At 55.2% G+C, this 13544-nt stretch carries 9 protein-coding genes; 4 read left to right on the top strand and 5 right to left on the bottom strand.

Annotated features, from left to right (window positions below; genetic code table 11):
* Positions 1 to 71: 71 nt before the first annotated feature.
* The gene (locus GSQ70_RS11325) at positions 72 to 1025 is read left to right on the top strand and encodes a glycoside hydrolase family 6 protein (protein WP_158782633.1); all 954 of its coding nucleotides are present in this window, start codon (positions 72 to 74) and stop codon (positions 1023 to 1025) included.
* A 70-nt stretch (positions 1026 to 1095) separates the two neighbouring features.
* Here the strand turns inward: GSQ70_RS11325 and mgtE are convergent, their stop codons facing one another.
* Together mgtE and GSQ70_RS11315 are read right to left on the bottom strand one after the other, a co-directional pair.
* Entirely contained in the window at positions 1096 to 2535 is a 1440-nt protein-coding gene (gene mgtE / locus GSQ70_RS11320) for a magnesium transporter (RefSeq protein ID WP_158782632.1), read from the bottom strand.
* Positions 2536 to 2659: 124 nt separating this feature from the next.
* Complete coding sequence (locus GSQ70_RS11315; RefSeq protein ID WP_158782631.1) at positions 2660 to 2836, bottom strand: YfgG family protein; 177 nt, start codon at positions 2834 to 2836, stop codon at positions 2660 to 2662.
* 300 nt (positions 2837 to 3136) lie between these two features.
* On the opposite strand from GSQ70_RS11315, the gene GSQ70_RS11310 reads away from it, so the two are divergent.
* Positions 3137 to 5401, top strand: a complete 2265-nt coding sequence (locus tag GSQ70_RS11310; RefSeq protein ID WP_158782630.1) for an EAL domain-containing protein — start codon at positions 3137 to 3139, stop codon at positions 5399 to 5401.
* On the opposite strand, the gene tehB is transcribed toward GSQ70_RS11310, so the two are convergent.
* The 3 genes from tehB to ppk1 are packed head-to-tail and all read right to left on the bottom strand — an operon-like array spanning position 5391 to position 9592.
* Entirely contained in the window at positions 5391 to 5996 is a 606-nt protein-coding gene (tehB, locus tag GSQ70_RS11305; RefSeq protein ID WP_158782629.1) for a tellurite resistance methyltransferase TehB, read from the bottom strand. The genes GSQ70_RS11310 and tehB overlap by 11 nt on opposite strands.
* Positions 5993 to 7525: an exopolyphosphatase gene (gene ppx, locus GSQ70_RS11300; protein ID WP_158782628.1), complete on the bottom strand. Its 1533-nt coding sequence runs from the start codon at positions 7523 to 7525 to the stop codon at positions 5993 to 5995. The genes tehB and ppx overlap by 4 nt, the downstream gene beginning before the upstream one ends.
* A 6-nt stretch (positions 7526 to 7531) precedes the next feature.
* Positions 7532 to 9592 (bottom strand): polyphosphate kinase 1, encoded by a 2061-nt coding sequence (ppk1, locus tag GSQ70_RS11295; protein ID WP_158782627.1) that lies wholly within the window; start codon positions 9590 to 9592, stop codon positions 7532 to 7534.
* A 159-nt stretch (positions 9593 to 9751) separates the two neighbouring features.
* On the opposite strand from ppk1, the gene GSQ70_RS11290 reads away from it, so the two are divergent.
* Both GSQ70_RS11290 and pstA read left to right on the top strand, forming a co-directional pair.
* On the top strand, positions 9752 to 11890 hold the full coding sequence (locus tag GSQ70_RS11290) for an ABC transporter permease subunit (RefSeq protein ID WP_158782626.1): 2139 nt from the start codon (positions 9752 to 9754) through the stop codon (positions 11888 to 11890).
* Entirely contained in the window at positions 11887 to 13536 is a 1650-nt protein-coding gene (pstA, locus tag GSQ70_RS11285; protein WP_158782625.1) for a phosphate ABC transporter permease PstA, read from the top strand. The genes GSQ70_RS11290 and pstA overlap by 4 nt, the downstream gene beginning before the upstream one ends.
* Positions 13537 to 13544 lie beyond the last annotated feature (8 nt).

The following is a 13544-nucleotide window of genomic DNA, read 5'->3' as shown; positions in this document are numbered from 1 at the left end:
CTGAAAACCGCCGTACAAAAATATGCCCATCTGGCGAAAAGTGACGATTATCTGCTTATGGAGAGAGTAAATTGAAAAAACTTCTTTGCTGTGCCGGCGTGATTTTCACCCTGTTCACTGCTCAGGCTTCAGCCGCTGAGGGCTATTATGTGAACCCGAAATCCAACGCTGCTGTGTGGGTTAAAAATAACCCCTCCGATTCCCGCGCTGCCACCATTAAAGCCAAAATTGCTGATGTTCCCACTGCTCACTGGTTCAGCGGCACCAGCCAGGCTGATAACGCATTAAAGACTACTGTCAGTGCTTACGTCACGGCAGCCAGCAATGCCGGTAAAATACCGCTGCTGGTGGCTTATAACATTCCTCATCGCGATTGTACCGGCGGCGCTTCAGCAGGTGGCGCGAGCGATGCAGCAGCCTATCAACAATGGATTGATAATTTCGTTAGTGGCCTGTCAACGCATCAGGCGGTGGTTGTGCTGGAGCCGGATGCGCTGGCGGATATCAGCTGCCTGACGGCCAATCAGCAAACTGAACGCCTGAGTTTACTGAGCTATGCGGTTTCCCGTATTCAGAGCAAAGCCACGGCCACAGAAGTTTATCTCGATGCGGGTCATGCAAACTGGATAGCGGCAGCAACGATGGCGAAAAGCCTGAACGATGCTAACGTGAAAAATGCGCGGGGCTTCGCGCTGAACGTGTCCAATTATTACACCACGCAGCAATCAATCGACTATGGCAACAGCGTGATTGCTGCGTTGTCATCAAATTACGGCTACAGCAAATCGATTATTATCGACACCAGCCGGAATGGTAATGGTGCCAATGCGGGCGACTGGTGTAATCCTCCGGGGCGTAAAATTGGGGCTGCCACCGGCGTTCTCTTCGGGTACGCTCTTGCCGCGTGGATTAAAACTCCGGGTAATTCCGACGGCGGCAGTTCACCCACGGCTGATTGTCACGGAGGGCCAGCTGCGGGCATATTCAGCCCCGATCTGGCAATGAAACTGATTAATGGCGAATAACATCTGCCTGAACTCAGGGTATTAACAATAAAAAAGGCGGCCACGACCGCCTTCTGTACAGCTGTCAACCTCAGTGATGCAACAGGAAAAGAGTTGCCAGGCCGAGGAAGATAAAGAAGCCGCCGGTATCGGTCAGGGCGGTGATCAGCACGCTGGAGCCTACCGCGGGATCGCGTTTCAGTTTGGTCATAATCAACGGGATCAGCACGCCCATTAATGCCGCCAACAGCAGGTTCAGGACCATTGCCAGCATCATCACGCCGCCCAGCGCCGGGTTGCCATACATCGCCCAGGTCACGCCACCCATAATTCCGCCCCAGCACAGGCCGTTAATCAGTGCCACGCCCAGCTCACGGGCAATCAGGAACGAGAAGTTACCGGGTTCGACCTGGTGCAGCGCCAGCGCGCGCACAATCATGGTGATGGTCTGGTTGCCGGTGTTACCGCCAATACCCGCGACGATAGGCATTAACGTCGCCAGCGCAACCAGCTGCGAAATGGTGTCTTCAAACAGGCCAATAACCCTGGAAGCCACAAAAGCGGTGCAGAGGTTGATTGCCAGCCAGGTCCAGCGGGTACGCACCGCTTTTCTGACCGGTGCAAACACATCCTCATCAGGGTTCACACCACCCATTTTACGGATGTTGCTGTCGTTCTCTTCATTGACCAGGTCAACCACGTCTTCAATGGTCACGCGGCCCATCAATTTGCCTTTGGCATCAATGACGGCAGCAGAAATCAGGTTATAACGCTCAAAAGCCCCGGCGGCATCTTCAGCCTTATCATCAATGCGGAACGTGGTGGGTTTGGCGTTCATCACCTCCGCGACCAGTTTTTTGGGCTTATTCAGCAGGATATCCGTCAGGGCAAGTTCACCCAGCAGTGTATTGTTTTCATCGGTGATAAACAGTTTGTCGGTGCCTTCAGGGATCGACTTTTGGCGTCTCAGATAGCGCTGGACGGTCGCCAGGGTCACGTCTGCGTGCATGGTCACCAGCTTGAAGTCCATAATGCGACCCACGCGATCGCGGTCAAAATCCATCACCTCCAGCACGCGAGAACGCTGGCCGGGTTCCAAAGACGTCAGCAGGCGACCCGTTAAATCACGCGACAGATATTGGGAGAGATAAACCTGGTCATCAATGTCCAGTGGTTCAAGGGCGCGCAGTAAGTCGCGGTCGCTCATCTCTTCGATCAGGCTTTCCCATACGCTTTCTGAGGCCTCAACCAGCACCATCCCGCGACGTTCGGTACCAACCAGGTGCCACAAGGCCAGGCGTTCATCTTCCGGCAGGGCTTCCAGCAGATCAGCAAGGTCAGCCGCATGGAGCAGGGAGATATACTGTTTTATCTCCTCCGCCTGCTCCTCATGCGCTTTAGCTTCCGCATCGCTCTCTTTTAAAGGGCGATGCAGCAACGTGTCGACCAGATCGCCATCATTAAGTAATAAGTTCAGAATACGGCTTCGGATTTCAGCAAGTTGCTGAGTATGAGACTGAGCTACAGACATAAAAATTCCCTTGTGTCTGGCAAAAGGCAGGCGATGAAGTAAGTATTGTCTAAATCAGGCATAAAGAGAGGATAAGTTGCATTTTTTCAGGCAGCTTCCCAGGGTGAGGCACCACAATCCCTCACTATTTAGTTACGGAGGTGGGGACTGCAACATCCTGTTTTTTCTGCTGATGATGAGCAATAGCACCGGGGACAACATAAATTAATCGGCCCACTAAGATGATAAAGCTGACCAGCAACACAATGCGGGTCATCCGGCTGGTTTTCTGACGTTTTCTGAATGGCATGGCGCGATTCACGCAATTTATCCTGAAGTAAGCCCGAAGGCGACAATGCCATTTAGTCACAGCTTATCCGGCGGGTCAACGCGAACGGGCAACGCATCGCCTCCGGGGTGATAAACAGCATCGACAGAATATAACCCGAAAGCCTGTTGTTATCTAAACCGCAGAGATACAGGTAAGAAAAAATCCGCAGTTATTGATTTAGATCAAATTCACCCCCGGAATTATGCCTAGTATTGCGCAATATCCAGTGCAGCGATACCTGAATACCTGCTGTTGCCCGGGCGGACTCAGCCCAAAACCTGAACGAGTATCATGAAAATCTCACCCTGGCTTAGCCGTTTTTGCAATAATCCCTGGGGATTGGCGTTACTGCTCCCTCTGTTAATGATGCCCATTGCCACAATGGTGTCTGTGCGGCTCTGGGTACTGGATGGTTACGTCTATCTGATTTACCTGCCGATGGCGATGATGATCGCGATGCTACTGGTTTATGACTGGGGGGCTTTTCCTGGCATTATTCTCGGGCTGTCAGCGTACTATTTCCACCGTTATGCGCCACCTCATGCGCTTATTATTGTCTGTGGATTTGTTGGTTCGCTGCTGTGCGGCTGGACGGGTTATCGGTTACAGGCGGGTCGCCGCTGGAGCGTGGAGCTGGTGGATTTGCGTCTGATCCCCTGTCGCCTGTTCTGGCTGGTGTTTGTGGTGCCGGCATTGTTCACTTCTTCCATGCAGTTAATGGCATCGATGGGGCTTCTGCCATTGACCCACTCGATATTTTCCCGCGATTTTTTGTCCCTGCATTCGCTGCTCAATCTTCAGTCATTGCTGCTTTCGTGCCTGACCATGTTGCCGATTTGCTACCAGTTTATCCGCTGCCTGCGTAATCCGGGGTTTATTCGTCTCGGCTATCATCGCATTCTGCGGCAGGCCTCTCCGGAGGTGAAAAATCTGGAATATCTGCTCTGGATTGTGCTGGTGGTTTTTCTGTTGCTGGTGCTGGCGCAGTTTGATGGGTCGAAAAAGAACCTGCTGAGTACTGATTATGGTTTGCCGCTGCTCCTGCCGGTTATGCTATGGGCTGCGGTACGATTTGGCTATCTGTTCACCTCGTTCAGTTGGGCGATGTTGCTGATGGTTCTTTATCAGATGCGCGATCGCTTTCTGCAGGCTGTTACCGATCCTTATCATCTTGCGGTCATGTCGGCGAACCTGCTGGTATTCAGCCTGACGATACTGATTATGTCTGCTATCAGCACGCGCCAGCGGCAGATCCTGGCTCTGGCAAAAGCCGCCGCGTTAAACGATCCGGTTATGAACATGCCTAATTTACGGGCGCTGGGCATTGCTCTGGAACGAAGTCCACGTTCCACGCTCTGTTTTTTGAGTATTCCCGATCTTGACCGTCTGAGCCGCACTTATGGTCTGCGGCTGAGGATCCAGTACAAGCGCAGTCTGGCCAGCCATCTCAAACCCGACCTGTTACCCGGTGAAGACGTCTATCAGCTGCCGGGATTCGATCTGGTGATGCGACTGGATGAAGAGGGGCATCTGGAAAGAATTGAAAACATCGCCGCACGATTGAAAGATTACCACCTGAGCTGGGAGGGATTACCGATCCATCCGCAGGTGGGCCTGAGCTACTGCAGCGTGCGGCCACCGGTCTTACATCTTTATGAGTTGCTGGGCGAAATGAGCGGGATGGCTGAAGTCTCGCTGACCAGCGGGGTGGTGGAAAGCCTGCATCAAAGCTCCAGCTCCCCGGTACAGAGCCTGGTGACGCAAAAAATCTCCCTGCTGAATGATATTCAACAGGCGCTGAAAACCGATGGCTTCGAGCTAATGGTGCAACAAATTTGCGGCGTGCGCGGCGATGATTACTACGAAATCTTGCTGAGAATGAAGGACAGTCAGGGTGAGAAAGTCAAACCAGGGTTGCTGCATCTGGTGGTCAATGAATTCGGCCTGCACTGGGATGTGGATCGCTGGGTGCTGGCGCAAACGCTGGCGTTCATCGATGCCCATCGGGAAACTCTGCCAGGGCTGCGTTTTTCCATCAATCTCTTTGCGGCGAGCCTTTGCCGCCCGCAGCTGGCTCGGGAGGTGGAAGAGTTACTGCGCGAGCATAATGTTGAAGCCTGGCAGCTGATTTTTGAAGTGGAAGAGTCGCCCATTCTTACCGACTACAGCTGGGGTAACCGCTCTATTGCCCAGTTACGTAATCTCGGTTGCCGTGTGGCGATTGACGACTTTGGCAGCGGCTATGCCAGCTATGCCAGACTGAAAGAAGTGCAGGTCGACATGCTGAAAATAGACGGTAGCTTCGTGCAAAACATGATCCACAACAGCCTGGATTATCAGATTATCGAGTCGACCTGCGTCATCGCCAGGCTGAAGAAGATGCAAATTCTCGCCAAATGCGTGGAGTCAGCAGAAGAGGATGACCTGCTGCGGCGTCTGGGGGTGGACTATTTGCAGGGGCCGCTGTACAGCCAGCCACGCCCTCTGCAGGCGGTGGCTGACAATATTGAAGAGAGGGGGACAGCCTCAGAGGCTGAAGCGGCAACTAATCTTTGACCTGCTCTTTTTGCGCCAGCAGGGTGGCAAAGCGCAGGGCAATCCGGTTGCCGTGCTCATCCGTACGGTGCAGGTGGCCCACGTGCTCGTTATACTTCAGGATATGCCAGCGACGATAGTATCCGCTCAGCTCTCCCGATTTGAACGCGAACGGGAAGCCGACGTTGCAGGGATAATCTTCGGTATCCATGGCCGCCACAATCAGGTTGTAGCCCCCACGCACCGTACTGGCCTGCATATCGGCTATCAGTTGAGGAATGGTTTCCGGTTGCAGAAACATCATTACGACGGTTGAAATCACCAGCTCGTAAGCTCCGTTAAATCGCAAATCGTTGAGATCCTTCTCTGCGGTGCGGATCCCGGTCAGCCCTTCCCCAGTGATGATCTGATTCAGGTTTGCCAGGCTCGGCGCACTGCGATCCCACGCGGTGACGTCGAAGCCTTTCAGGTTAAGATACAGGGAGTTGCGGCCATTGCCGCACCCCAAATCTAACGCCCGACCGGGCTCCATCAGGCTAACTGCTTCCACCACTTCGGAGTGGGGAGCGGTAAGCTGGTATTTCTCAGTGTAATAACTGTCTGCCTTGCTGTTCATTCGCCGGGCTCTTCCTGAATCATTAACTGCCAGCCGGTCACCTCTTTCCAGTAGCTCTGTTCACGTTCCAGATCCAACTGGACCAGGTTGTTCTGGCTAAAGTAATCGCGGGGAAACGTCAGCGTCCAGTGGCCGTCATCGGTTTCCAGTTTCAGCGAAGAAGGCGTGGTGGTGGCCTGACGCTGGTTATTCAGCAACGCGCCAAGGCGCAGCAGAAACACCAGCGGCAAAAACTGTTTCTTCTTGAACAGCGTCAGGCGGGGCATTTCATCAACCTTCACCGCTTTACGGTGGAAGCGTACCAGCGTCGCCAGCAGCGTTTGTTGATCCTGATTAAAGCCCGGCAAATTGGTGTTTTGCAGGATATAAGACGAGTGGCGCTGTAGCCCGCTGTGGTTGATGGTCAGTCCCACTTCATGCAGCATCGCCGCCCACTTCAGCAGCGCTGAAAGCTGCGGATTGGCCTGCCTGGGATTCTGGTCGCGCCACTGCAGGTAGAGTTGCTCAGTGGTTTCCAGTACTCGCTTTGCCTGATCGCTGTCGATAGCGTAGTGATTGGCAAGGCTCTGAGCGGTGCGGCTGCGGATATCCTGATGGCGGAAGCGACCTTCCATCTCATACAGAACCCCTTCACGCAGCGCACCATCTGACAGGCGCAGTTCGCGGATAGCCAGCGCGTCAAACACGCCGCAGATAATGGCCAGACCCGGTACGAAGACCGCTTTGCGTTCATCTGAAAGACCCGGCAGGCTGAGGGAATCAAAGGATTTATATTTGAGCGCCTCTTCAACAAGCATCTCCAGACGCTCCGGAGTGATCAGTTTTTCCTTCTCACCCATTGCCAGCAGCACTTCGCAGGCCGCTTTGATAGTGCCGGAAGCGCCAAGCGCATACTGCCAGCCCATCAGGCGATACTGCCATGCCATGGTTTCCAGCTTTTGCGCGGCGGCCAGGCGGGCGCGGCGGAAGTTTTCCTTGCTGATCATTTTGCCGGGGAAGTAGATATTGGCAAAGCTGACGCAGCCCATCCGGCGACTTTCCACCAGGCGGGGTTCAAAATCCTCGCCAATCACCATCTCGGTAGAACCGCCACCGATATCGATCACCAGCTTGCGGCCTTTCTCCGGCTGCGTGTGCTCGACGCCCATAAAGATCAGGCGCGCTTCTTCATGACCGGAAATCACTTCAATCGGGTAGGGGATGACAGTGGCCGCGCGCTGCAGAAACTCTTCGGCGTTAACGGCCTGGCGCAGGGTATGCGTGCCCACGATGGTGACGTTGGCCGGGCTGAAACCCTGCAGACGCTCTGCGAACAGCGCCAGGCAATTCAGCCCGCGCTCGATGGCTTCTTCACTCAATACATTATTGTGGTCCAGGCCATCGGCCAGGTGCACGCGCTGTTTCAATCTGCCGAGCACCTGCATGGCACCATCGACCACGCGGGCAATCACCATGTGAAAACTGTTTGAGCCCAAATCGATAGCAGCGAATTCCTGCGGTTTGGGGGTATTTTTCTGGGATATTGGCATAGTGAGTTAGTCAGGTTGCTCCAGAGTTTTGATGTAATCGTAGATAGCCAGCTGCGCGCGGACCTTACGGCGGTTGCCGCGGGGAACGTAACGGTTACTGAGTTCTTTATCTACGTAGCGCGCCTTAAGCGTATCACTCAACAGGATGCCAATAATATCCAGCACCCGTTGTTTCAGAATCGGGTCAAGAATTGAGACGGCCACTTCAATACGGTAATCGATATTGCGGGTCATCCAGTCTGCGGAAGAGAGGAACACTTTTTTATCGCCGCCGTTTTCAAAAATATAGACGCGATCGTGCTCCAGGTAGCGGTCAACGATGCTAATCACGCGGATATTTTCACTGATACCTTCCAGGTCGGGGATCAGCGAGCACATGCCACGAATTAGCAGATTGACCTTCACGCCGACGCTGCTGGCGGTATACAGCCGATCGACCAGCCCTTTGTCCACCAGGTTGTTCACCTTCAGCGTGATGGCCGCCGGGACGCCGTTTTGCGCGTTGGCAATCTCATTGTCGATCAGCTGATACAGCATCTGACGTGAGTTTTGCGGCGACACCATCAGGTGTTCAAAACTGACCGGGCGGTAAGGGTTTTCAATGAAGTTAAAGACGCGGCGCACTTCATTGGTGATGCGCGCATCCGCAGTCAGCAGCGAATAGTCGGTGTAAATCCGCGCGGTTTTCTCGTTGAAGTTACCGGTACCGATATGCGCATAACGGGCAATTTCGCCGTTCTCACGTCGCGAAATCAGGAACAGCTTGGCGTGAATTTTCAGCCCGGGCGCGGAGAAGATAACGTGCACACCCGCTTCGGTCAGCCGTTTCGCCCAGTGAATATTCGCTTCTTCATCGAAGCGGGCCTGCAGCTCCACCACTACGGTGACTTTCTTGCCGTTGTAGGCCGCATGGATCATCGCATCGATAATGCGGGAGTTCTTCGCCACGCGGTAAATGTTGATTTTGATCGCCAGCACAGCCGGGTCAAACGAAGCCTGACGAAGCAGCTCAAGCACGTGCTCAAAAGTGTGGTACGGATAATAGAGCAGCACGTCGCGATTACGGATGGCATCAAAACCATTACGGAAGCGGTCGAACCAGATGTGGCGCAGCTGCGGCAGCGGCTTGTTGACCAGGTTGGCTTTGCCGACGTTCGGGAAGCTGATGAAGTCTTTGAAGTTATGGTAACGGCCGCCCGGCACGATGGAGTCATAGTTGGTGATGTTCAGCTTTTTACTCAGCATCTCCACCATCGCATCCGGCATATCGCGCTGATAAACAAAGCGCACCGGCTCGGCCGTCAGGCGCTGCTTCAGGCTGGAAGACATCAGCTCCAGCAGGCTGGATTCCATCTCGGTGACCAGATCATATTCTGCGTCACGGGTCATCTTCATTGAATAGGCGTTAAGCGCATCGTAATCAAAGAAGCCACGGAAAATATCCCCCAGGCAGTAGCGCAGAATGTTATCTAGTAAAATCATTGGCTTGCGACGGCGTGGTGTCTCCGGTGGCAGGTTCACAAAGCGCGGAACCTTGTCCGAAGGAATTTCCAGCAGCGCGTAGCTGATCTCATCACCACGGATGATTTCTACTGCCAGATAGGTGTAGTCATCCTTCAGAAACTCGATCAAATCGGTATCGTGATTGATCAGAATCGGGGTGATGTGCTGACGGAGGTGATGTTTGAAGTGGTGGCGCAGCCAGCTTTGCTGATTGGGGGAAAGCTGACGCTCGTTAATCAGGAAGATCTGATTGCGCGCCATTTCCAGCAGCAGATCGTTGTACAGACTGTCAAATTCCTGGTCAGCTTTCAGTACGCGAGTCTGGATTTTATTTAACAGATGGCGCGGTGTATTGGGGGAACCCTGCTCTTCGCCAATCAGAATGCGGCGCTTCAGATCCGCGAAGCGGACTTTGTAGAATTCTTCCAGATTATTGGAGTAGATACCCAGAAAGCGCATACGCTCAATCAGCGGGTTCGTTTTGTCCGCTGCTTCCTGTAAAACTCGTTCATTGAACGATAACCAGCTTAACTCTTTCTCGATATACAGCTTTTCCTGACCCATTTTTACTCCGTTTAAGCAGATCCTGCCCGAAACCGGTCATTGTCCCGTAGCATTATGGCGAGAGTATGGCAGCAATGTCCACGGACATTGTTGATTGTCTTATTAACCACATACGGGCAACATAGCGACTTCTCAGCACACCGGAAAACGATAAAAAGCATGACCCCAAACCCCATCCCCGCACAATTTAACGATCGGCGCCGTCAGTTTACTGACCGGCTCACCCGTCGTCTGGTGATGGCTTGCGGGCTGGCAATCCTGCTGGTGATGCTGTTGCTGTTTGTCTGGCTGGTGTGGGTGGTGGTGCCGCTGTTCGCTTCACCCTCGATCAGCAGCAATAATGAGATTGCGTTATGGCAGACCCGGCCAGCCGTGGCGATTGGCATTGACCCAAAGCAGCAGTGGGGATGGCGTATCGACAATCAGGGCCAGGGGAGTTTTATTCCGCTGGACGCGCAGCCGCCTTCTGCTCCTTTCCCCCTGGCGCATGGGGAAGTCAGCGCTTACTCCACATCAGATAATAGCAGCGTGTTGCTGAAAAGCGCTGCCGGGCTGGTGCTGGTGACCGCGGATTTCAGCCAGACGGGTAAAGAGCCGCGCTGGAAGTTTCCGCTTGGCGATCGGCCGCTGACGGTTTCTGATCCCGCCGCGAAGCTGGTCAGCCTGGCCCATCCGGATGAGGATAACTGGCTGGTTGCGCAGGCCAGCGCTATGCAGGTGACGGTTTCACGGCTGCAGCACGGACAACCGACTCTCAGCCTTGGCCTGCCAGTAAAGGATCTCAGCCAGCTGCTGCTGGCCCCGGATGGTCGCCTGTTGTTCGGTCTTTCCGGCAATATTCTGCGGGTGTGGCGTCTGACCAGCAACGGTCTGGTCCTGCGCGATACGCATACATTATCGCAGCCGCCTCGCTCCATTTCCCTGCTCAGTGGCGGGAGTTCTCTGTTGATTGGCGATGATAAAGGCGTGTCTCAGTGGTTTGATATCGCCAGTGAAACCGGCCCACATCTGAAATTCATTCGCTATTTTACCGGTGCGGATGTCCGTTCCCGACTGTTTACTGAGGCACATCGCCGGGTCTTTGCCACCCTCAGCCCTGACGGTGAACTGGCGTTGTTTGCCAGTAAGCAGGACGGCGTTATTTTTTCCCGCCAGCTGGCGCCAGGCGTACTCAACGCGGTCTTTGCACCGCGCGGCGATGGGCTGCTGGTGGAGCGCGCAGGACGCTGGCAGCATTATAATTTGTCAAATCCGTGGCCGGATATCAGCTGGCGTAATCTGCTGCAAAAAGTCTGGTATGAAAACTACCCTCAGCCAGACTATGTCTGGCAGTCCACTGCCGCCAACGATGACTATCAGGGTAAGTACAGCCTGGTGCCTGTGGTGGTGGGGACGCTAAAAGCTGCGGGTCTGGCGATGCTTTTTGCCACGCCACTGGCGCTGGCTGCCGCGATGTACACGGCCTGGTTTATGTCGCCGGGGCTGCGCCGCTGGGTCAAACCCGCGATTGAAATGATGGGCGCGCTGCCCAGCGTGGTGATAGGGCTGATTGCCGGGCTCTGGCTGGCACCGCAGCTGGCGGATCGGCTGCCTGGCGTGCTTTTACTGCCGCTGATCCTGGCCGCCACTCTTCTGCTGTGTGGCTGGGCATCCCTGAAGCTGCCGCTGAAATGGCGCAAGCGGCTGTGCGGCGAAGGGCGTGAAAGCTGGATTCTGCTGCCGCTTTTGCTACTGGCCGGAGGGCTGAGCTTATGGTTGATCCCGCTGCTGGAACACAGCCTGTTTGGTCAGGGGCTGGCAGACAGGCTGAGCGGAGGCTATCAGCAGCGTAACCTGTTGATCGCCGGGGTAGCGATGGGCTTTGCGCTGGTGCCGCTGGTTTTCACCCTCGCGGAAGATGCCATCTTCAGCGTGCCTGCCTCACTGGGGCAAGGCTCGCTGGCGCTGGGTGCCACGCCCTGGCAAACGCTCACTCGCGTGGTACTGCCTGGAGCTTCCGCAGGGATTTTTGCCGCACTGATGATTGGTTTTGGCCGTGCGCTGGGCGAAACCATGATTGTGCTGATGGCGACCGGTAACACGCCGGTGACGGAAGGCGGTTTGCTTCAGGGCGTGCGAAGCCTGGCTGCCAATGTGGCGATTGAGATGCCAGAGGCGGCAGCAGGAAGTGCTCACTACCGCATCCTGTTCCTCAGTGCTCTGGTGCTGCTGGTGTTTACGCTGGTGGTGAACACGCTGGCCGAGCTGGTCCGCCAGCGTCTGCGGCAGCGATACGGGCAGCAGGAGGTTCAGGGATGAATGCCGTCAGGAACAACGATCGCTGGCGCTGGCTGACTGCCGGAGCCGTGGCTGTCAGCTTGCTGGCTTTTCTGCTGTTGATAGTGCTATTGGGCTGGCAGGGGCTGCGCTACTTCTGGCCGCAGCCGGTCACTCTGTTTACCGTGCAGCAGCCCGTCGGTTCAACAAAGCTGCTGGGTGAGATTGCTCAGCAGCAGACCGTTTCCCGTCAGCAGTTGGTGGCCAGTGGAGCTGAGCTGCCCGCTAACCTGCCGGAAAACGTCACAAGATATCTGATTAAAACCGGTAATCGTGATTTCTCTGAGGCGGATTTTCATACCGTTATCGACAGCGAAATTACCGGTCGCGAACAGCCGGGCGAGGTGATTGCCCTGCAACGCCGCAGCGGCGGTATGGCTTATGGCTGGTTTGATGGGTTGCTGGAAAATGGTCAGCCGCTGGTTGCCAGCAATATGATGCGGGCTTTGCAGCAGCGCATTAAACAAACCCGTGAACGTCAGGCACAGGCGGACAACATCCGGCGGGTGAGCATGGCCCGGCTGAACAGCGAGCTGGAGCAACTGGCGCTTCAGCAGCGGCAGCTGCAACAGTCAAAACAGTACACGGCTCAGGCCGAATCCATTCATCAGGCGGACAGTGCTGAGCTCCAGCGTCAGTTTGCCCGCAAGGCAGATCAACTGTCCGGACTGAACAGCGAAAGTGAAAGCACCGTGCTGATCCTGCGCGATGCTCAGGGCCAGCAGCATCAGTTGCCTCTAAGTCAGATCCTCGCGGCCTGGTATCCCAACGCCATGAGTACGGGCGAGAAGTGGCAGCATTTTCTGCATCAGCTGTGGCATTTTGTCAGTGATTCTCCCGGCGACAGTTCAGGCGATGGTGGCGTGTTCCCTGCCATTTTCGGCACTGTGCTGATGGTATTGCTGATGTCCGTAGTGGTGATGCCGCTGGGCGTTGTGGCTGCAATCTGGCTGCATGAATATGCCGGTAACGGCCTGATCACCCGGCTGGTGAGGATTGCGGTGGTGAATCTTGCCGGGGTGCCCTCCATCGTTTATGGCGTGTTTGGCCTGGGCTTCTTTGTCTGGCTGGTTGGTGGAAGCCTGGACAAACTGTTTTTTGCTGACTCTCTGCCGGACCCGACTTTTGGCACGCCGGGCCTGCTTTGGGCCTCGCTGACTCTGGCTTTGCTGACATTGCCGGTGGTGATTGTTGCCACGGAAGAGGGGTTGTCGCGTATTCCGAAGTCGTTACGCCAGGGATCGCTGGCGCTGGGTGCCACTCAGGCAGAAACGCTGTGGCACGTGACGCTGCCCCTGGCCATTCCGGCAATGCTGACTGGCCTGATCCTCGCGGTAGCCCGTGCCGCAGGGGAAACCGCGCCGTTGATGCTGGTGGGAGTGGTGAAAATGGTGCCGGAACTGCCGGTGGATGCGGTCTTTCCTTATCTGCACCTTGACCGTAAATTTATGCACCTTGGCTTTCAGATTTACGATCTGGCCTTCCAGAGTCCAAATACTCAGGCCGATCGCCCGCTGGTCTTTGCCACGGCGCTGCTGCTGGTGACGATTATTCTGGCGCTGAACCTGCTGGCGATGGCACTGCGCCATCGGCTGCGCGAGCGTTACCGGAGGCTGATGAATTCATGACGGAGAGG

Source organism: Pantoea sp. BAV 3049 (assembly GCF_009765445.1).
Lineage (GTDB): Bacteria > Pseudomonadota > Gammaproteobacteria > Enterobacterales > Enterobacteriaceae > Erwinia.
This window is presented reverse-complemented; position numbering and strand designations above follow the sequence as displayed.